Raw genomic sequence first — 17,957 nt, 5'->3', positions numbered from 1 at the left:
CAACAATTTTCATTTGGGGTTATGGGTCCTGGCTTTCGCCAGGACGACATTGGAGTATCGAGCACCAGTAGGTAAGCCTTTAGAGAAAGATCCTGCCGCGAAACTTTCCGCAAGATCGGCTCGCCACATTCGCCTGGAAATTGCGCGTAGCCTGAGCGGGCCGCGCTCCGCGTCATCCCTGGCTCGCCACGCGCGCGCGGTCGAGATGCTCTTCGATCTTCGGGCGGTCGCGGGTGCGCTCAAAACTCGTGCAGAGCAGTTCGGTCTCCTGGAGCGAGACCGGCGCGCGATACAGCCGGCACATGAATTCGGCGGTTGCACGTCCCTTGCCCGTGCCGGGGCTGCGTTCGGCGAGAAACATGCAGTCCCGGCAGATGCTGGCATCGAGCCGCTGATGGGCCGCATCGAGGTGATTGAGGATGTCCCGCAGCGAGTCGCGCAGCTTGATGCATTCCTCGGTGCCGAGCGCGGTGACAGCATTCACCACGTGATTGATCGGATCATGCTGGCTCAGGCACTTCTCGCCCTGCGCGGTGACGTGGAGCACGACGGAGCGCTTGTCCTCGTGCGACGGCTTTCGCACCAGGAAGGACTTGCTCTCCAGCGTCTTCACGATCTGCGATGCGGTCGCCCTGGTGGCGCCGATGAAGCCGGCGAGCGCAGACGGCGTGCGCGAAAACCGGTTGGCGCGGCCGAGAAAGCGCAGCGCCATCCATTCCCGATCGCGCAATCCGTGTTGATCGCCCTCGAAATACCAGGCTCTGGCCGCCTGAACCAGCAGCTCGACTGCTTCGCGTGCCAACGGCATGAATTATTCCTACCTCGCCTCGGGAAACACGTCTGCGGCGCCCCGAAGCCGCTTTCCGTCCTGACTCGCGAATCCGTCGACCGGCGCAAGACCGCTGGAGGTATGCGATGTGCACGTCATCTCCTGCCCATGCTCGAAGGCACGGCCTGCAAGGCACCCGAGCGTCGGGCGGCGCGCAAGCCGGCGCGAGAGGCCGCATCGCAGATGGTGTACCAATCGCGGTGTCGTCGAACGGAAGCCCGAGTTGCCGTCACGACCGGACGATGGATCGGAGTTGTTCAACCGAGGCCCCTGAGTTCAAGTCGCAAGCAGACGTTTCTTATCTTCCATCGAAACGATGGATGAGCTTCTCAACAAAATCAAGTAGAGACGCTCCCGGAGTCCAGATGTCGTTGGAGACGATTGTAACGTTCAAGACAATCTCGCTGTTCAGGACACATGATGGTGAACGCAATACGCATCTAGCGCCCAGCATGCACGCAACTATGCGACGGTTTGATTGCAGGCATGTCTGTCGTTGATGCAGGGTGAGCGAACCTTGTGCATGACAAAGCTGCGCCTTGAAAACGTCATCCACAACTTCCGCGTTACATGACGGGATGGTCGAGGGAAATCGGAGGGATTGCACGCGGCGGTTGTTGTGGCCGTGGTCGCGAATCGCCCGTTCGGCCGCTTGCACCACGGCGGCCCGATTCTTAAGCGAACGGGTGATATGCGTATGATGGAATCGGTGACAGGGCCACATGCGCGCGCCCGCAGCGTCGGGATGCGCGCGCGACGGTGGAAACGACGGGCGAGGCGATGACGGGCGCCGGCCGCGCGCGCCAACTCAATCCTGCTAGTCGCCCTTGAGCATGTCCCTGAGCTCGCGGAACGGATCGGCACTCGGCCGGGCTGAAGCGTCTTGCCGCATGGCGCTGTAGATCCTCGGAACCAGGTCGACCGCCTGGTCGAGACCCGAATCGCGTCCCGACTGGTATCCGCCCATCAGCCGAAGGTCGCGCGTGTCCTCGTATTTGGCGATCATGGTGCGCAGCTTGCTCACCAATTCGCGCTCTTCGGGGTCCCAGACGTTATGGGCCAGGCGGGAGACCGAGGCCAGCACGTCCACGGCCGGATAGCGCGCCTGGTCGGCGATGTTCCGGCTGAGCACGACGTGCCCATCCAGTGTGCTGCGGATGGTGTCGGCGATCGGCTCGTTGTGATCGTCGCCGTCGACCAGCACGGAGAAAATACCGGTGATCGTCCCGGATCCCTCCTCGCCGGGCCCGGCCCGCTCGAGCAGGCGCGGCAGGTCGGTGAAGACCGTCGGCGCGTAGCCGCGCGCGACCGCGGGCTCGCCGGCGGCAAGGGCGACCTCGCGGGCGGCATGGGCGAAACGGGTGATCGAATCGACCACGAGCAGGACCGATTCGCCCCGGTCGCGAAAATATTCGGCGACCGCCATCGCGGTCTTCGGCGCCAGCCGCCGCATCATCGGGCTTTCATCTCCCGTCGATACGATGGTGATGGCGCGGCTGCGGTTGGCGCCGAGCACGTCCTCGATGAATTCGCGCACCTCGCGGCCGCGTTCGCCGACCAAAGCCAGAACGACGGTGTCGAACCCTTCGCTGCGGGCGAGCATCGCGAGCAGCGTCGACTTGCCGACGCCGGATCCGGCAAAGATGCCGACGCGCTGGCCGGCGCAGATCGGCGCGAACAGATCGATGACGCGTACGCCGGTGCGCAGCGGCTTGTGGACGCGGGCGCGCTTCATGGCCGCCGGCGCCTCCGCCTCGGCGGAGACGGGCCGCGATCCCGGGGTGAGGGGGCCCTGTCCGTCCAGCGGCGCGCCGAGCGCGTTGATGACACGTCCCTTCCAGCTCGGATCGGGCGCGAAGGACAAGGGCGGCATCCGGTACGCGACCGAGCCGAGGCCGCCGGCGAACTGGCGGTCGAACGGCTTGGCGATGATGCCTTCGCTGTCGATTCGCACCACCTCGCCGATCTGGGGCTTGCCGCCCGAATTGACGCCGATGAGCTCGCCGAGCCTGACGAAGCGCGACAGGCCGGAGACGCGGAAATGCGTCGGCGCGATCTCGGAGATCGCGCCGCTGACGCTAGCGAGCGGCGTGCTCTGCTGAAGCTCCAGCAGCGCCCACTCCAGTTGCCGAAGAGCGTTCAAGGAAACAGTCCACCCTCAATGCGCGCGAGGCGCAGTCTACTTGCCGGGCTCGCCCAGAGTCCGGATTGCGTTCTGGAGCGAGCTCTCGGTGCCCTCGATCATCGAATTCGTGCCGTCGAAGGCACGCGAGGCCGCCATCAGCTTCGTCAATTCCATCATCGGATTGGCGCCGGAGCCCTCGACATAGCCCTGCTTGAAGCCGTCCCGGTTGAAATCGGAGATGGCGGTCGCGGGCCGGTCGGGTGTCACGCCGGAATTGCCGTAGCGGTCGAGGCTGGCATCGGCGGGAATGTTGAACAGGCCGATGGTGCCGATCTCGTTGTTGTCCTGGGTGATCGCGCCGCTGCGCGAGATCGAGACCGGCCCGCCGTTCGGGTCCAGCGTGATCTGCGCGCCGCCGGCATCGATGACGGGGAAGCCGCTCACGGTCTGGAGGTCGCCGTTGGCGGCGATCTGGAGCCGGCCGTCACGGGTATAGACCGTGCCGTTCGGGCCGGCGAAGGCGAGCCAGCCCTGGCCGACCACGGCGACGTCGAGCGGGTTGCCGCTCTCGGTGACGCTGCCGGTCTCGCGCGAAATGATGTTGTCGCCGGGGGTGGAGAATGCGACCGGGTTCGCGCCTGCCTTGGACAGCACGGTCTCGAACTTCACCACGTCGGTGCGGAACGCCGCGGTGTTGACGTTGGCGACGTTGTTGGCGATCGTCTGGAGGCGCTTTTCGAGGGCGACCTGGGCCGACAAGCCCACATAGAGAGCCGATTGCATGATTTACCTGTTGAACCGGATGTTCTGAAGTGTCGTGAGCATGTCGGTATCCAAACCGGCCGACGTCGCCGCACCGCCGATCAGGACCAGCGCGGGGTTGCTCGAGCTGTCGCTCTGGGCCTGGGTCGCATCCCACATTGCCGCGAAGCGCTGCACGAATTTGGTGACCTTGGTCGGGTCCTGGAAATCGGTGAGGTCGATCTTGTCCGTGATCATCTTGGCCTGGGCGTCGATGTCGGACGAGCTGATCGTCGACGACCAGCCCATCGCGGTCTGGACCACCTGCGTCAGCGCCTTGTCGGCGAGGATCTGGTAGGCATTGGTGATCGTGGACGCCTTGCGGGTGAAATAGAGCGCCAGCCGCAGGCCTTCGTTCTGGTCGCCGGCCGTCTGCTCCATCGTCTGCGTGACGTATTGGCTGGCCGTGCCGGTCGTGGCTGCGGTGGTCGAGGTCGCGTTGGTGCCGAGGGCGGCGAAATTGAAGGCGGTAGCGAACTCGCGGTAGCGGGTGTCGGTGAGCTTGTTGGCGAAGGCATCCTTGTCCGAGACCCCCTCGGTCAGCACCTTGCGCATGAACGCCTTGGCGTAGGTCATGTCGCTGAGGCCATAGGCCTTCATCGCGTAGGAGTAAAGGCGGTAATCCTTCAGGAAGTCGTCGATGGTCTTCACGTTGCCGATGTGGCTGAGGAAATAATCGGTCTCGCGGCTGACATCCGGCTGCTTCGCGACCTGCGTCAACGACTTGCCCATGTCGTTGGTCAACCTGGTGTAATCCGCGATCGTGGATAGCATGACACGCGCCCCTTCAGCCGCTGTTGCGACAGCGTCCCAAGCTGCCGCCAATTGCTTGCGCGGGGCTGGCGACGCCGAAGCCAGCCTCGCGCAAGCGTCGCCGACTAGGTATTCCCGATGGGATCGGTGATGGAGTGGCGCGTTGGGCAGTTTCGTGGGGATCGTCATCACGGTAGCGGCGCTGCTCGGCGGATTCGCCGCCATGGGCGGGCATCTGGGCGTGCTGATGCAGCCGTGGGAGTTCGTGATCATCATGGGCACCGCGGCCGGCACCTTCATCATGGCCAACCCGTGGAAGGTGGTCGTGGATACCGGGGTTGCGTGCGTGCAGGCCGTCACCGGCGCGGTGCCCAGTGAGCGCTACTATCTCGACCTGCTCGGTGCGCTGCATGCCCTGATGCGGGAGTTGCGCGGCAAGGGTCGTAACGAGGTGGAAGCGCATATCGACGATCCCTCGTCCTCCGAGATCTTCAAGGCGTTCCCGAGCGTGCTTGGTGACCCGTCGCTGCTCCAGTTCATCTGCGATTATGTTCGTCTCATCATCATGGGCAACGCGCGCACCCACGAGATCGAGGCGCTGATGGACGAGGAGATCCACACCATCGTGAAGAGCAAGCTGGCGCCCTACCATTCGCTGGTGACGGTGTCCGAGGCGCTGCCGGCGCTCGGCATCGTCGCCGCGGTGCTCGGTGTCATCAAGGCAATGGGCGCGCTCGACCAGTCGCCGAAGCTGCTCGGCGGCTTCATCGGTGCGGCCCTGGTCGGCACCTTCGCCGGCATCTTCCTGTCCTACGGCATCATTTCGCCCTTCGCGATCAAGATCAAGATGACGCGCGAGAAGAAGTGCCGGCCCTACATCATCGTCAAGCAGACGCTGCTGGCCTTCATGAACGGCGCCATGCCGCAGATCGCGGTCGAGCACGGCCGCAAGATGATCTCGAGCAACGAGCGTCCCTCGATCGACGTCGTCGAGAACGAGACGATCGCGGGCCCGAAGGCCGTGGTGACCGACGCTGAACCGAAGGCTGCCCGCGCATGACGATGGAAGACCTCGACGTCGATCAGCGCAAGCAGCTGCCGAACTATCTGCTGGACGCCGCCGGCATATCGATCGAACGCATGCCGATGCTCAATGTGATCTTCGATCGCATGGCGGCGTCGTGCACCGACAGCCTCCAGCCGATAGCCGGAACGCCCTGCTACTTCTCCGTCAACGGCATCACCAACGACCGCGTCGGCGACATCATCAAGGACTACGAGGCCAACGCGGTCGCCGCCGTGCTGTATGCCGAGCAGTGGGACTCCCGCGTCATCATCATGCTCGACCGCGATTTCGTGTTCACGATGGTCGAGGCGATGTTCGGCTCCGACGGCGCCGAGCCGCCGCTCGACGTCGAGCGCTCCTTCTCGAACATCGAAATCCGCCTGGTCCAGGCGCTGTTCGAGCGTTTCGCCAAGGCGCTGCAATCCTCCTTCGCCGGCACCTCCAACGTCACCTTCCGCGTGGAGCGGGTCGAGACCGCGATGGCTTCGCTGGCGATCGGTCGCAGCGGCAACATGTCGATCTGCGCCAACATCATGCTGCAGGCGCTCTACCGCGGCGGTCAGATGTTCCTGATCATCCCGCACTCCGCGCTCAACCCGCTCAGGCAGAAGCTTGCAACCGTCGTCGTCAGCGACGGCCGCGCGGCCGATCCGCGCTGGCGCGAGCAGATGGAGAGCGAGGTTCACCGGACCGAGGTGACGCTGAGCGCGGTGCTCGACGAGAAGATGATCTCGCTCGGCGACGTCGTGAAGTTCCGGGTCGGACAGGTCCTCGAGCTCGAAGCCACGCCGCGCACGCTGGCCCGGCTCGAGAGCAACAACCAGGTGCTGTTCTGGTGTCAGATCGGCCAGCTTGATGGCTATTACGCCATGCAGGTGGCCGATCCCGTCGATCAGAAGCGGGAGTTCGTCGATGATATCCTATCTCGTTGATGCCGTTCTGCTGATCGCGCTCGCCTTCACCAGCATGCGGGTGACCCGGATGCATCGCGAGCTGGCGCGGCTGCGCAGCTACCAGGGCGAATTCTCCACCATCGTCCACGAGACGGCAGGCGCCTTCGACACGGTCATCACCGCGGCTCACGATTCCACCGCAAATCTCGGCCGGCTCGCCAACGTGCTGAGCACGAAGATCGATCAGGCCAACGAGGCGATCGCGGCGCTCGACGCGCGGAGCGGGATCGCTCCGGCGGCGGCCGCGAGCAGTGCCGACGCGAACAAGCATTGAGACCGGGACTGGCAGAACACGTACTACCGGAACGTCGCGGCGCTCCGGGAGCGGAAATACCAAGAGGCGATACCAAATGGCGCAATCCTTCGACTATGAGTCTGCATCTGCATCGGGAGAGACCGAGACGTCTCCGCTGGAGCGGTTGGCGGAGATCGCCGCGCGCACCGCGGAGGAGACCGGCAAGTTCGCCAATGTCGATGCGATCCTGCGCATCCCCGTCACCATGCAGGTGGTGCTGGGATCGGCGACCATCCCCGTGGCGAACCTGATGAAGCTCGGCCGCGGCGCCGTGGTTCCGCTCGATCACAGGGTCGGTGAGCCCGTCGACGTCGTGGTCAACGGCCGCGTCGTCGCCCGCGGCGAGGTGGTCGTGGTCGAAGAGGACAATTCCCGCTTCGGTGTGTCGCTGACAGAGATTGTCGGGCCGCTGGGGCAGGGTGATACCTGACCATGGCGGCACAGGTCGGCATCGCTCCCATCAAGCAGCGAGGCGTTGCCACGCTGGGTGGAACGGAAAAGGTCGCGGCGCTCCTGCTGGCCATGGGCCGGCAGGCGGCCGCGAGCGTGCTGCAGCAGTTCGAGCCGCAGGAGATCCGCATCGTCACCAAGGCCGCGGCGGAGCTGCGGCCGATCACGGCGCAGGAGCTGGAGGGGATCGTCGAGGAGTTCGCCCAGCAATTCTCGATGGGCGCCAACATTCTCGGCACCCTCGGCGGCCTTGAGGCCGTGCTTGGCGACGTGCTTCCTGCCGACCAGGTCTCGGCGATCATGTCGGACCTGCTCGGCAATTCGAGCCGGTCGGTCTGGGACCGCGTCTCGTCGGTGTCGGAAAACTCGCTCGCGAGCTATCTCTCCAAGGAGCATCCGCAGACCGCGGCGCTCATCCTGTCCAAGGTCAAGCCGGCCTGCGCGGCCAAGGTCATGAGCCAGTTGCCATCGAGCCTGCGCAACGAGCTGATGCGGCGCGTGCTCAGCCTCAAGCCGATCGTCGACGACGCCATGAGGGTGCTCGAGAAGACGATGCACGAGGATCTGACGCTGAACTTCGCCCGCAACCTCGGCGCCGATACCTACGCCCGCGTCGCCGATATCATCAACAAGATGGAGCGCGGCCACATCGAGGACATGCTGAAGAGCCTGTCGGAGAAGCGGCCGAAGTCGGCCGAAGTGCTGAAGGAGCTGCTGTTCACCTTCGATGACGTCGTCCACCTGACCCCGAAGGCGCGCACCATGATCTTCGATCAGGTGCCGACCGACCGCATCGTCATCGCGCTGAAGGGCACCGACAAGCACTTCCGCGAACTGATCCTGTCCTCGGTCGCCTCGCGCGTCCGTCGTGTCGTCGAGCACGAGCTCGCCATCGGCGAGCCGTCGAACCAGCGCGACGTGCTGGAGGCACGGCGCGTGATCACCGACCTCGCACTCGACCTCGCGGAGAAGGGTGAAATCGAACTCAACCCCGAGCAGGAGGACGAGCTGGTCTTCCGCTGACCGCTGAAAGGGCATGGCAGACACATCCGACCAGGAGAGTAAAACCGAAGAGCCGACCGAGAAGAAAGTCCGCGATGCGCTCGAGCAGGGCAAGATTCCGGTCTCTCGGGAGGCGTCCATCTTCGCCTCGATGGCGGCGCTGATGGTGATCCAGATGTTCCTGATCGGTCAGGGCGTGCAGCAATTGACTCCGACCCTGAAGAGCTTTCTCGACGACCCCGACGGCTTCCCGCTCAGCACGGCGGCAGACGCACAGAATCTGCTCACCGTGGTCGGTCTCCAGGCGCTGCGATTCCTGGTGCCGCTGCTCGTCATCATGATCGTGTTCGGCCTTGCTGCATCGCTGCTGCAGAACGCACCGCGCCCGGTGCTCGATCGCATCATGCCGGACCTCTCGCGAATTTCGCCGGTCAAGGGCTGGAGCCGGCTCTTCGGGACGCAGGGACTCGTGGAATTCGCCAAATCGCTCTTCAAACTCGTCTCGGTGAGCCTCGTCGTCGGCTTTGTGCTGCGCACGTCGGAGGCCAGGGCGTTCGAGGCAATGTACACGGATCCCGTCGCGCTGCCGGAGATGATTCTCAGCATCGCGATGCGGATCGTCTCGGCGATCTGCATCGCGACGATCGTCCTGGTCGCGATCGATCTCGCCTGGTCGCGCTTCCACTGGCGGCGCGAGCTGCGCATGACGCGGCAGGAGATCAAGGACGAACACAAGCAGGCGGAAGGCGACCCGCTGATCAAGGCGCGCCTGCGTTCGCTCGCGCGCGACCGCTCGCGCCAGCGAATGATCGTGTCCGCCTCGCGCGCGACGCTGGTGATCGCGAACCCGACGCATTTTGCCATCGCCTTGCGATATCACCGTGAGGAGAATCCGGCGCCGCTCGTGCTCGCCAAGGGCATGGACGCACTCGCGCTCAAGATCCGCGAGGTCGCCGAACAGAACAGAATTCCGGTGATCGAGAACAAGGCGCTGGCGCGCGCGCTGTATGAAGCGGTCCAGGTCGATCAGGTGATTCCGGCCGAATTCTTCCGGCCCGTCGCGGAGATCATCTACTTCCTCCAGTCGAAGCAGTCGCCGCGGCCCGAGAAGGTCCAGTAGATTTCCGAGGATGGTGCTTCGCGCAACAGCTTGACGAAAGCTTAACGCCCTAGGCTTCTCCTCGAATGGACCAGAATGGAACTGTCGTGGGACCGCTTTATCTCTTCGAACTCGCATCGTCTCAGGCGCGCTGGCTCGAGCTTCGCCAGTCGACCATCGCGACCAACGTCGCCAATGCCAATACCCCGGGCTTCAAGGCGCGCGACGTCGAGCCGTTCAATAAAGTGCTCGACGCAATGCCGGTCAGGCTCGCGACGACATCGCCCACGCACATGCAGCTCTCCCCAACCGAGACCGACACGCGGGCGACCGCGAAGAAGGACAGCTGGGAGGTCGTTCACTCCGGCAACTCCGTCAGCCTGGAGCAGGAGATGATCAAGGGCAGCGACGTCAGTCGCGACTATTCGATGAACTCTGCGATCGTGCGGTCGTTCCACCGCATGGTGCTGTCCAGTGCGAAGACCTGAGGTGATTTGATATGCTGGATTCCCTGCAAGCTTCATTGACGGTTGCCAGCTCCGGGCTCGAAGCGCAGTCGACCCGCATGCGCGTCGTCTCGGAAAATCTCGCGAACGCGAGTTCGACGGGCCGCACCGCCGGCGCCGATCCGTATCAGCGCAAGACGATCACCTTCGACGCCGCGATGGATCGCGCCTCGGGTTCGCAGCTTGCGAAGGTCAAGGAAATCGGGGTCGACACCACGCCCTACCGCGTGGAGTACGATCCGGGCCATCCCGCCGCCGACAAGGCCGGCTACGTCAAGCTGCCCAACGTCAACATGATGATCGAGATGGCCGACATGCGGGAAGTCAACCGGTCCTATGAGGCCAATCTCCAGGTCGTGAAGCAGGTCAGGTCCATGCTGGGCATGACCATCGATCTCCTGAGGAGCTGACAATGCTAGAGGCGATTTCATCCACGGCGATCTCCGCAGGGCAAGCGGTGGCCCGCGCGACCGAGACGCAGGCGATCGCGCCCGCGGCGCCGACCGCAATCCAGTCGGGCGAGGGCCTCGGCTTCGATTCGGTGATGAAGCAGGTGACGAGCGACGCGATCGGTACGCTGAAGGCGGGCGAATCGGCGTCGATCTCGGCGATGCAGGGCAAGGAATCGACGCGGCGCGTCGTCGAGGCGCTGATGTCGGCCGAGCAGGCCTTGCAGACCGCGGTCGCGGTTCGCGACAAGGTCGTGCAGGCCTACCAAGAAGTCGTTCGTATGTCGATTTGATCTGAAGGAGTCACATTGTGAAATCGCTTGCCATTGCGGCCACGGGCATGAATGCCCAGCAGACAAATATCGAAGTCATTGCGAACAACATCGCCAACATCAACTCGACGTCGTACAAGCGGGCACGCGCGGAATTCACCGATCTGTTCTACCAGATGGACCGGATGCAGGGCGTCGCGAATGTCAACGGCTCGTCGCCGATCCCGGAAGGCGCCAATCTCGGCCTCGGCGTCAAGTCGGCGGCCATCCGCAAGCTGCACATCCAGGGCGCGCTCACTCAGACCGGCAACCCCTACGACATGGCCATCAACGGCCGGGGCTGGTTTCAGGTGCTGGGCCCGAACAACGAGGTGCAATATACCCGCGCGGGTTCATTCAATACCAATGCCAACAGTCAACTCGTCACCACCGACGGCTACCTGCTGGATCCCGCAATCACGATCCCGCAGGGGACGGTCGAGGTCACGGTCAACCAGACCGGACAGGTGTTCGCCAAGCTGGACACGGAAGTGAACCCGCGGCAGATCGGCCAGCTCAACCTCGCCAACTTCGCCAACGAGGCGGGCCTCGAGCCGCTCGGCAGCAATCTCTATCGCGAGACCACGGCGTCCGGCACGCCCGTCGTCGGACTGCCGGGCGATGCCGGCTACGGCAAGATCAACCAGAAATACCTCGAGGCCTCGAACGTCGATCCCGTCAAGGAAATCACCGAGTTGATCTCGGCCCAGCGCGCCTATGAGATGAATGCCAAGGTCATCCAGGCGTCGGATGAGATGGCGTCGACGGTATCGAAGGGCCTTCGCTAGTTCCGGTGTGTCCATGTTGAACAGGGTGGGCCTGATCGCGCGTGGGTTGGCCGCCGCGCTGCTGGTTCTCGTCTCCGCGCGGATTGCCGCGGCCGACGAGCGGCGGCTTCCCGTGCCGGCCGTGTCGATCCGCGCCGGCGAGCTGATCAGGGAGGACATGATCACCGAGCGCGCCTTCGCATCGAACGTGCTCGGTGTCGCCATGTTCATCGAAGGACGTCAGGTCCTGGTCGGACGCATGGCACGGCGCGCGCTGCTGCCGGGTCAACCGATCCCGACCAATTCGGTGGAGGATCCCTGGACCGTTGCCCGCGGCGCCACGGTCAAGGTGGTGGTCGAAGACAGCGGTCTGTCGATCGTGACCTACGGCTCGGCGATGCAGTCGGGCGCCCCCGGCGCGCTCATCCCGATACGAAATACCGATACCGGCGTGATCATCAGGGGCATCGTCCAGCCGGACGGCACCGTCAAGGTCGTGGACGGGTCATGATCAGATTCCTGCTCGCGCTCGTCCTCATCGTTTCCGCCGCCAGCGTCCAGGCCGCCGTCCGCATCAAGGACATCGCAGACATCAAGGGACTGCGCGAGAACCAGATCGTGGGCTACGGCCTCGTCATCGGCCTGAACGGCACCGGCGACACGCTGCGCAATGCCCCGTTCACGGAGCAGTCCCTGCAGTCGATGCTCGAGAACATGGGCATCAATGTCAGGAACGAGACCACGAGCACCAACAACCCCCCGCGTCCGACGACCCTGCGCACCCGCAACGTCGCGGCCGTGATGGTGACCGCGGACCTGCAGCCCTCGATCGGGCCGGGCGAGCGCATGGACGTGACGGTGTCGTCGCTGGGCGATGCGACCTCGCTGCTCGGCGGCACGCTGGTAATGACCTCGCTGCGCGCGGCCGACGGTGCGGTCTATGCTGTGGCCCAGGGCGCCGTCACGGTGGCCGGTTACAGCGTCGGAGGCCAGGCCCAGAATGTCAGCCAGGGCACGCCGACCGCAGGACGCATCCCGAACGGCGCGCTGGTCGAGCGCGAGGTGCAGGGAAGTCTCCATGAAATGGAATTCCTGGTGCTGGAGCTCAAGAATCCCGACTTCGTCACCGCGACGCGGATCCTCGATGCCATCAACCGCTACGCCGGCGGACGCTATCGCGCGCAGATCGCCTTCGAACGCGACTTCCGGACCATCGTGCTGTCCAAGCCGCGCCATATCGGTCCCGTCCGCTTCCTCGCCGAAATCGGCGAACTCACCGTCGAGCCGGACACCCCGGCGCGGGTGGTGATCAACGAACGCACCGGCACGGTCGTGATCGGACGTGACGTGAGGATATCGACCGTCGCGGTCACGCACGGCAATCTGACGGTTCGCGTCACGGAGCTGCCGGTGGTGTCGCAGCCGGCGCCGTTCTCGCGGGGACAGACCGTGGTCGTTCCCCAGACCGTGGTCGAGGCCAACGAGGCCGGATCGCAGGTCGCAATTCTCAGCGGGGTCGATCTCCAGCGCCTGGTGCGCGGGCTGAACCAGATCGGGCTGAAGCCGTCCGGCATTATCGCGATCCTCCAGGCGATCAAGACGGCCGGGGCGCTCCAGGCCGACGTCATCGTGCAATGATGCACAAGCGTCGTGCAAGCTTGGTCGCTCAATGCTCAGGTCTTGACCGAGAATCGCACGCGGCCCGATGTTGAAGCTGGATCACAAAGCCAAACTCCTCCTCCTCGCGGTGTCTGCGCTCGTGAGTGCATCGCCCGCGCTGGCGCTGGACGAGGCGACGCCGTCGAAGCCGCTCAACCTGCTCTCGTTCGCGCGGGCGCGGGCGCCGGGACCTCAGAAGCCCCGTAACGTCACTTCGTTCCCGAGTGACAGCGCCGCGATGCGGGCGACGGCCTGGGCGGCTGAAGACGGCGGACCCGCGACCACCGGCGCGGTGCCGGCCAGCGAAGCACCCCCGCCGCCACCGGCTCCGGTGCCCGCGCGTCCGGCCAAGCCCGGGAGCGTCACTGCGCCGCCGAAGCCGGCGCCGCCTCAGGCCGCCGTGCCTGCGGACAACGAAGTCGCGTTGTTCTGCAGCAACGTGACCGACCCGGCTGTCGACGCCCGTCTGGCCTGGCAGTTGAAGGAGCTGGAGAAGGTCGAGAACCAGCTCCGCGAGCGGATCGCCGAGGTCGAGGCCAAACGCGCCGAATACGAGAAGTGGATGGCGCTGCGCGACGACTTCCTGAAGAAGGCCGAGGCACAGGTCGTCGAGATCTATTCGCGCATGAAGCCCGATGCTGCCGCGACCCAGATCGCCGGGATGGCGGACGAGACCGCCGCGGCCGTGCTCGCCAAGCTCAGCCCGAGGAGCTCGAGCGCAATCTTCAACGAGATGGAGACGGGGCGCGCGGCACACCTCGCCGACCTGCTCGGCGGAATGCGCCGCGTGGATGACGGAAAGACCAAATAGATGAAGAATCTGATCCTCATCCTGTCGCTCTTGATGCTTGCCGGATGCGTCGGTGATCCGGCGGAGGTCCTGACCGGTCCGCGATTGTCGCCCGTCGGCAGCGGACTGCGGACGCAGGCCGATCCGATCCCCGTGACGCCCCGCGTGCGCACGCCCGTCAGCTATCGCTCGACATGGGACGACGGCACCGATCTCTACCGCGATCCCCGCGCCCGGCGCGCTGGTGACGTCGTGACGGTGATCATCTCGATGCAGGACAAGGCCAAGCTCGACAACAAGACCGATCGCTCGCGCGATTCGCAGATCAAGTTCGGGCTGGACTGGCTGATGGACGTCGCTGGATGGCAGGACAAGGGCTCGACCAGCGCCAATCTGAACACCAACACCCAGATCAAGGGGAATGGTCAGATCGATCGTACCGAAGACATCAAGCTGTCGATCGCCGCCATCGTCACCGACGTGTTGCCGAACGGCAATATGATGATCAGCGGCTCGCAGGAATTCAGGGTCAACACGGAGATGCGGGTGCTCAATGTCGGCGGCATCGTGCGTCCGCGCGATATTTCGCGCACCAACACGATCTCCTACGAGAAGATCGCCGAGGCGCGCGTGGCCTACGGCGGTCGCGGAAATCTGTCTGACGTGCAGCAGCCTGGATGGGGACATCGGATCTATGATGCCGTTGCGCCGTTCTGAGGCTCGAGGAAAGGCCGCGCTGTGCGGGCAGGGGGCGTCATGCGCCTGATTGCCGCCATCGTGGTGCTGACCTTGATCGCGATCGGTGCCGGCGCGCTCGCCGGCCTGCAGCTGTTTGCAGCCGCCGAGCGTGTMGCCGACGCGAAGAAGACCGCCAYGCCGCCGCCGATTGCCTCGAGCTACGCCGGCAGCGCCCGGCTCAGGAAACTGTCCCCGATCGTGACCAATCTCGCCGCACCGGCCAACAACTGGGCCCGCGTCGAGGCCTCCATGGTGACCGACAGCATGAGCGACGAGGATGCCGGCATCCTGGCCGCTCACATCAGCGAGGACATCGTCGTCTATCTGCGATCGGCCTCCGTCGGGCAGTTCGAGGGATCGCGCGGACTTCAGCATCTGCGCGACGACCTGACTGAGCGCGCCAATGTCCGGTCTTCGGGCAAGGTACGCGAATTGATCATTGAGACATTGGTGATTCAGTGAGAGTGAGAGTCCTGCTGCTCGCGTTGGTTCTGGTCGTCCTGCCCGAGGTGGCACTCGCCCAGATTCCGGACCTCAACTCGCTGTTGCCGCCGGGAAACGGTTCGACCAGCGGCCGGATCATCCAGCTGATGGCGCTGATCACGGTGCTGTCGGTGGCGCCGGGGCTGCTCATCATGGTGACGAGCTTCACGCGGTTTGCGGTGGCGCTCTCGTTCCTGCGCGCAGGCCTCGGCCTCCAGACCACGCCGGCCAATCTGGTGCTGATCAGCCTGGCGCTGTTCATGACCTTCTACGTGATGGCACCGACCTTCGACCGCGCCTGGGAAACCGGCGTCCAGCCGCTGATGAAGAACGAGATCTCGGAGGAAGAGGCCTATCTGAAGATCACAGATCCGTTCCGCGAGTTCATGCTGGCTCACGTCCGCGACAAGGATCTCCAGACCTTCGAGGCGCTCGCCGCGGAAAGCTTCCGCAAGAAGTTTGACGACAAGCGCATCGACATGCGCGTCATCATCCCGGCCTTCATGATCTCCGAACTGCGGCGCTCGTTCGAGATCGGATTCCTGATCATCCTGCCGTTCCTGGTGATCGACATGATCGTCGCGACGCTGACCATGTCGATGGGCATGATGATGATGCCGCCGACGATCCTCGCGCTGCCGTTCAAGATGCTGTTCTTCGTGCTGATCGACGGCTGGAACCTGCTGGCCTCCGGACTGGTGCGGTCGTTCTCGTAGCAGCGGCGATCGCCGGCCGGCCAGTTATGGTTAGCCAGAAGTACCCGCTTATGGTTAGCAGTGGGTAATGTTAACCATATGATTTTACAGCAGAATTCAAGCCTGCCTTAATCTGGCGGCAAGATTCGACGTGCTAGCAATGCGTCACGGCGGGTTGGACCCCACCCACTCGGTCCAAAGGCATGATGCCGCCCCTCCGTACCGGTGCAAGCCCGGTATGTCCCCTCGTGAAAATGTAACGCGTACATCAAAGGGACATTCGCAATGTCAAGCCTGCTTACGAACTCGACCGCCATGACCGCGCTGCAGACCCTCCGGTCTGTCAGCTCGCAGCTCTCCACCACGCAGAACCGCATCTCGACCGGCCAGCGCGTGGCGACCGCTTCGGACAACGCCGCCTACTGGTCGATCGCAACGTCGATGCGCTCCGACAACGCCGCGCTCTCCGCGATCTCCGACTCGCTCGGTCTGTCGGCCGCGACCGTCGACACCGAATATACCGCTCTGACCACGGCTATCGGCGACAAGGACTCCGGCCTGACCAAGCTCCAGGCGTTGCTGGTCGAAGCCAAGACCGCCGGTGTCGATCGCACCAAGATCCAGGCCGACATCACCCAGATCCAGCTACAGTTGAAGTCGACGGCCAACTCGGCGACCTTCAACGGGGTGAACTGGCTGAGCATCGACACCTCGAGCTCGTCCACGGCCACGCCAACGAGCTTCAACCTCGTGTCGTCGTACTCGCGCGTCGGCGGTACGCCCACCATCGGCTCCATCACCGTGACGACCGCCAACTACGCGCTCTACACCACCGGCGGCGCAACCAAGACCGGCTTCCTGGATACGGTGACCGGCACCGGCTCATCCGCTGCGTCGGTCGACACGATCGCCATCGGCGCGCTGACCGACTCGGCCGCTGACCAGACCACGCTCGATGGCTACATCAAGCAGGTGACCACCGCGATCAACTCGGTGGCCTCGGCCGCCGCCAATCTCGGTGCCGTCAAGAACCGCATCGCGACCAACACGGACTTCGTCCAGTCCCTGATGGACTCCGTGGACCGCGGTATCGGCCAGCTCGTCGACGCCGACATGAACAAGGAGTCCACCCGCCTTGCGGCCCTCCAGGTCCAGCAGCAGCTCGGCGTGCAGGCGCTCTCGATCGCCAACAACAGCAGCCAGAGCATCCTGTCGCTGTTCCGCTAAACCTCAGTTTATCTGGGGGAGGGCCGCGCTTCTCGCGAAGCGCGGCCCTTTTTTGTCCGGCGTGACGCTGCGTCCACGCCACGATCCCGCCGCGCTGTTGCAGCGGAGTCACAGAGCCACAAGCCTCGCACAAGCTTCGGCGGCTAACCTCTTCGCTACGACAGGTTGGGCCCCGCACCGCATTTCCGCGGCCCAAAGGCATGACGCCGCCCTGTCGTACCGGTGCAAGCCCGGTATGTCCCCCAAAACAATTCAATCTTCAAAGGGACATCAAAATGGGTTCAAGTCTGCTTACCAACTCGTCTGCAATGACCGCGCTGCAGACCCTCCGCAACGTCAGCTCGCAGCTCGCGACCACGCAGAACCGGATCTCGACCGGCCAGCGTGTCTCGACCGCTTCGGACAACGCTGCCTACTGGTCGATCGCAACCTCGATGCGTTCCGACAACGCCGCGCTCTCCGCCATCTCCGACTCGCTCGGTCTGTCGTCCGCGACCGTCGACACCGAATATACCGCTCTGACCTCGGTTATCGGCGACAAGACCGCCGGTCTGACCAAGCTCCAGGCGCTGCTGGTCGAAGCCAAGACCGCCGGCATCGACCGCACCAAGATCCAGGCTGACATCACCCAGATCCAGCAGGACATGCTGCTCAAGGCCAACTCGGCGACCTTCAACGGCATCAACTGGCTGAGCATCAACACCTCGACCGGTTCCACGGCCACGCCGACGAGCTTCAACCTGGTGTCGTCGTACTCGCGCGTCGGCGGTACGCCCACCATCGGCTCCATCACGGTGACGACCGCCAACTACGCGCTCTACACCACCGGCGGCGCAACCAAGACCGGCATCCTGGACACGGTGACCGGCACCGGCTCAACCGCTGCGTCGGTCGACACGATGAGCATCAGCGCGCTGACCGACTCGGCGGTCGACCAGGCCACGCTCGATACCTATATC

General features: G+C 64.3%; 22 protein-coding genes. 18 read left to right on the top strand and 4 right to left on the bottom strand.

The window, feature by feature from the left end; all coding sequences use genetic code 11:
• Positions 1 to 172: 172 nt before the first annotated feature.
• The 4 genes from ACXJMY_RS36650 to ACXJMY_RS36635 form a co-directional block, all read right to left on the bottom strand.
• Positions 173 to 808, bottom strand: a complete 636-nt coding sequence (locus ACXJMY_RS36650) for a MarR family winged helix-turn-helix transcriptional regulator (RefSeq protein ID WP_456624220.1) — start codon at positions 806 to 808, stop codon at positions 173 to 175.
• A gap of 838 nt (positions 809 to 1,646) precedes the next feature.
• Entirely contained in the window at positions 1,647 to 2,972 is a 1,326-nt protein-coding gene (gene fliI / locus ACXJMY_RS36645) for a flagellar protein export ATPase FliI (RefSeq protein ID WP_456624219.1), read from the bottom strand.
• Positions 2,973 to 3,008: 36 nt separating this feature from the next.
• Positions 3,009 to 3,737 (bottom strand): flagellar basal-body rod protein FlgF, encoded by a 729-nt coding sequence (gene flgF, locus ACXJMY_RS36640; RefSeq protein ID WP_456624218.1) that lies wholly within the window; start codon positions 3,735 to 3,737, stop codon positions 3,009 to 3,011.
• A gap of 3 nt (positions 3,738 to 3,740) precedes the next feature.
• Positions 3,741 to 4,529 carry a DUF1217 domain-containing protein gene (locus ACXJMY_RS36635; protein ID WP_456624217.1) on the bottom strand — a complete coding sequence of 263 codons (789 nt, stop codon included), beginning with the start codon at positions 4,527 to 4,529 and terminating at the stop codon, positions 3,741 to 3,743.
• Positions 4,530 to 4,671: 142 nt separating this feature from the next.
• On the opposite strand from ACXJMY_RS36635, the gene motA reads away from it, so the two are divergent.
• The 18 genes from motA to ACXJMY_RS36545 form a co-directional block, all read left to right on the top strand.
• A complete protein-coding gene (gene motA, locus ACXJMY_RS36630) occupies positions 4,672 to 5,568 on the top strand; it encodes a flagellar motor stator protein MotA (protein WP_456624216.1) in 897 nt (298 codons plus the stop codon).
• A complete protein-coding gene (locus tag ACXJMY_RS36625) occupies positions 5,565 to 6,506 on the top strand; it encodes a flagellar motor switch protein FliM (protein ID WP_456624215.1) in 942 nt (313 codons plus the stop codon). Before motA ends, ACXJMY_RS36625 begins: the two co-directional genes overlap by 4 nt.
• Entirely contained in the window at positions 6,487 to 6,801 is a 315-nt protein-coding gene (locus tag ACXJMY_RS36620) for a hypothetical protein (RefSeq protein ID WP_456624214.1), read from the top strand. The genes ACXJMY_RS36625 and ACXJMY_RS36620 overlap by 20 nt, the downstream gene beginning before the upstream one ends.
• A gap of 76 nt (positions 6,802 to 6,877) precedes the next feature.
• Entirely contained in the window at positions 6,878 to 7,252 is a 375-nt protein-coding gene (fliN, locus tag ACXJMY_RS36615; RefSeq protein WP_456624213.1) for a flagellar motor switch protein FliN, read from the top strand.
• A 2-nt stretch (positions 7,253 to 7,254) separates the two neighbouring features.
• Positions 7,255 to 8,295, top strand: coding sequence for a flagellar motor switch protein FliG (locus tag ACXJMY_RS36610; protein ID WP_456624212.1), 1,041 nt, complete (start codon positions 7,255 to 7,257; stop codon positions 8,293 to 8,295).
• A 13-nt stretch (positions 8,296 to 8,308) separates the two neighbouring features.
• Positions 8,309 to 9,394 carry a flagellar biosynthesis protein FlhB gene (flhB, locus tag ACXJMY_RS36605; protein WP_456624211.1) on the top strand — a complete coding sequence of 362 codons (1,086 nt, stop codon included), beginning with the start codon at positions 8,309 to 8,311 and terminating at the stop codon, positions 9,392 to 9,394.
• Positions 9,395 to 9,459: 65 nt separating this feature from the next.
• Positions 9,460 to 9,861: a flagellar basal body rod protein FlgB gene (gene flgB, locus ACXJMY_RS36600; RefSeq protein ID WP_456624210.1), complete on the top strand. Its 402-nt coding sequence runs from the start codon at positions 9,460 to 9,462 to the stop codon at positions 9,859 to 9,861.
• Positions 9,862 to 9,872: 11 nt separating this feature from the next.
• Positions 9,873 to 10,289 (top strand): flagellar basal body rod protein FlgC, encoded by a 417-nt coding sequence (flgC, locus tag ACXJMY_RS36595; RefSeq protein ID WP_456624209.1) that lies wholly within the window; start codon positions 9,873 to 9,875, stop codon positions 10,287 to 10,289.
• Positions 10,290 to 10,291: 2 nt separating this feature from the next.
• Positions 10,292 to 10,621, top strand: coding sequence for a flagellar hook-basal body complex protein FliE (locus ACXJMY_RS36590; RefSeq protein WP_456624208.1), 330 nt, complete (start codon positions 10,292 to 10,294; stop codon positions 10,619 to 10,621).
• Between the two features lie 17 nt (positions 10,622 to 10,638).
• The gene (gene flgG, locus ACXJMY_RS36585) at positions 10,639 to 11,427 is read left to right on the top strand and encodes a flagellar basal-body rod protein FlgG (protein ID WP_456624207.1); all 789 of its coding nucleotides are present in this window, start codon (positions 10,639 to 10,641) and stop codon (positions 11,425 to 11,427) included.
• A 13-nt stretch (positions 11,428 to 11,440) separates the two neighbouring features.
• The gene (gene flgA / locus ACXJMY_RS36580; RefSeq protein WP_456624206.1) at positions 11,441 to 11,917 is read left to right on the top strand and encodes a flagellar basal body P-ring formation chaperone FlgA; all 477 of its coding nucleotides are present in this window, start codon (positions 11,441 to 11,443) and stop codon (positions 11,915 to 11,917) included.
• Positions 11,914 to 13,044, top strand: coding sequence for a flagellar basal body P-ring protein FlgI (gene flgI / locus ACXJMY_RS36575; RefSeq protein ID WP_456624205.1), 1,131 nt, complete (start codon positions 11,914 to 11,916; stop codon positions 13,042 to 13,044). Before flgA ends, flgI begins: the two co-directional genes overlap by 4 nt.
• 67 nt (positions 13,045 to 13,111) lie before the next feature.
• Positions 13,112 to 13,876 carry a MotE family protein gene (locus tag ACXJMY_RS36570; RefSeq protein ID WP_456624204.1) on the top strand — a complete coding sequence of 255 codons (765 nt, stop codon included), beginning with the start codon at positions 13,112 to 13,114 and terminating at the stop codon, positions 13,874 to 13,876.
• Positions 13,877 to 14,572, top strand: coding sequence for a flagellar basal body L-ring protein FlgH (flgH, locus tag ACXJMY_RS36565; protein ID WP_456624203.1), 696 nt, complete (start codon positions 13,877 to 13,879; stop codon positions 14,570 to 14,572).
• A gap of 39 nt (positions 14,573 to 14,611) precedes the next feature.
• Positions 14,612 to 15,055, top strand: coding sequence for a flagellar basal body-associated FliL family protein (locus ACXJMY_RS36560; protein WP_456624202.1), 444 nt, complete (start codon positions 14,612 to 14,614; stop codon positions 15,053 to 15,055).
• Positions 15,052 to 15,792, top strand: coding sequence for a flagellar type III secretion system pore protein FliP (gene fliP / locus ACXJMY_RS36555; RefSeq protein WP_456624201.1), 741 nt, complete (start codon positions 15,052 to 15,054; stop codon positions 15,790 to 15,792). Before ACXJMY_RS36560 ends, fliP begins: the two co-directional genes overlap by 4 nt.
• A gap of 264 nt (positions 15,793 to 16,056) precedes the next feature.
• Positions 16,057 to 16,998 (top strand): flagellin N-terminal helical domain-containing protein, encoded by a 942-nt coding sequence (locus ACXJMY_RS36550; protein ID WP_456624200.1) that lies wholly within the window; start codon positions 16,057 to 16,059, stop codon positions 16,996 to 16,998.
• Between the two features lie 275 nt (positions 16,999 to 17,273).
• A partial coding sequence (locus ACXJMY_RS36545; protein WP_456624199.1) for a flagellin N-terminal helical domain-containing protein occupies positions 17,274 to 17,957 on the top strand: 684 nt, incomplete at its 3' end.

This window comes from Bradyrhizobium sp. P5_C12 (genome assembly GCF_054049735.1).
The sequence above is the reverse complement of the archived record's forward strand: the minus strand, read 5'-3'. Positions and strand labels throughout refer to the sequence as shown.

What these genes read in the sequence shown, in the direction of transcription:
- ACXJMY_RS36650 (WP_456624220.1), bottom strand. Translation starts at nt 808, where the DNA reads ATGCCGTTGGCACGCGAAGCAGTCGAGCTGCTGGTTCAGGCGGCCAGA.
- flgF (WP_456624218.1), bottom strand. Translation starts at nt 3,737, where the DNA reads ATGCAATCGGCTCTCTATGTGGGCTTGTCGGCCCAGGTCGCCCTCGAA.
- ACXJMY_RS36635 (WP_456624217.1), bottom strand. Translation starts at nt 4,529, where the DNA reads ATGCTATCCACGATCGCGGATTACACCAGGTTGACCAACGACATGGGC.
- ACXJMY_RS36625 (WP_456624215.1), top strand. Translation starts at nt 5,565, where the DNA reads ATGACGATGGAAGACCTCGACGTCGATCAGCGCAAGCAGCTGCCGAAC.
- ACXJMY_RS36620 (WP_456624214.1), top strand. Translation starts at nt 6,487, where the DNA reads ATGATATCCTATCTCGTTGATGCCGTTCTGCTGATCGCGCTCGCCTTC.
- fliN (WP_456624213.1), top strand. Translation starts at nt 6,878, where the DNA reads ATGGCGCAATCCTTCGACTATGAGTCTGCATCTGCATCGGGAGAGACC.
- ACXJMY_RS36610 (WP_456624212.1), top strand. Translation starts at nt 7,255, where the DNA reads ATGGCGGCACAGGTCGGCATCGCTCCCATCAAGCAGCGAGGCGTTGCC.
- flhB (WP_456624211.1), top strand. Translation starts at nt 8,309, where the DNA reads ATGGCAGACACATCCGACCAGGAGAGTAAAACCGAAGAGCCGACCGAG.
- flgB (WP_456624210.1), top strand. Translation starts at nt 9,460, where the DNA reads ATGGACCAGAATGGAACTGTCGTGGGACCGCTTTATCTCTTCGAACTC.
- flgC (WP_456624209.1), top strand. Translation starts at nt 9,873, where the DNA reads ATGCTGGATTCCCTGCAAGCTTCATTGACGGTTGCCAGCTCCGGGCTC.
- ACXJMY_RS36590 (WP_456624208.1), top strand. Translation starts at nt 10,292, where the DNA reads ATGCTAGAGGCGATTTCATCCACGGCGATCTCCGCAGGGCAAGCGGTG.
- flgA (WP_456624206.1), top strand. Translation starts at nt 11,441, where the DNA reads ATGTTGAACAGGGTGGGCCTGATCGCGCGTGGGTTGGCCGCCGCGCTG.
- flgI (WP_456624205.1), top strand. Translation starts at nt 11,914, where the DNA reads ATGATCAGATTCCTGCTCGCGCTCGTCCTCATCGTTTCCGCCGCCAGC.
- ACXJMY_RS36570 (WP_456624204.1), top strand. Translation starts at nt 13,112, where the DNA reads ATGTTGAAGCTGGATCACAAAGCCAAACTCCTCCTCCTCGCGGTGTCT.
- flgH (WP_456624203.1), top strand. Translation starts at nt 13,877, where the DNA reads ATGAAGAATCTGATCCTCATCCTGTCGCTCTTGATGCTTGCCGGATGC.
- ACXJMY_RS36550 (WP_456624200.1), top strand. Translation starts at nt 16,057, where the DNA reads ATGTCAAGCCTGCTTACGAACTCGACCGCCATGACCGCGCTGCAGACC.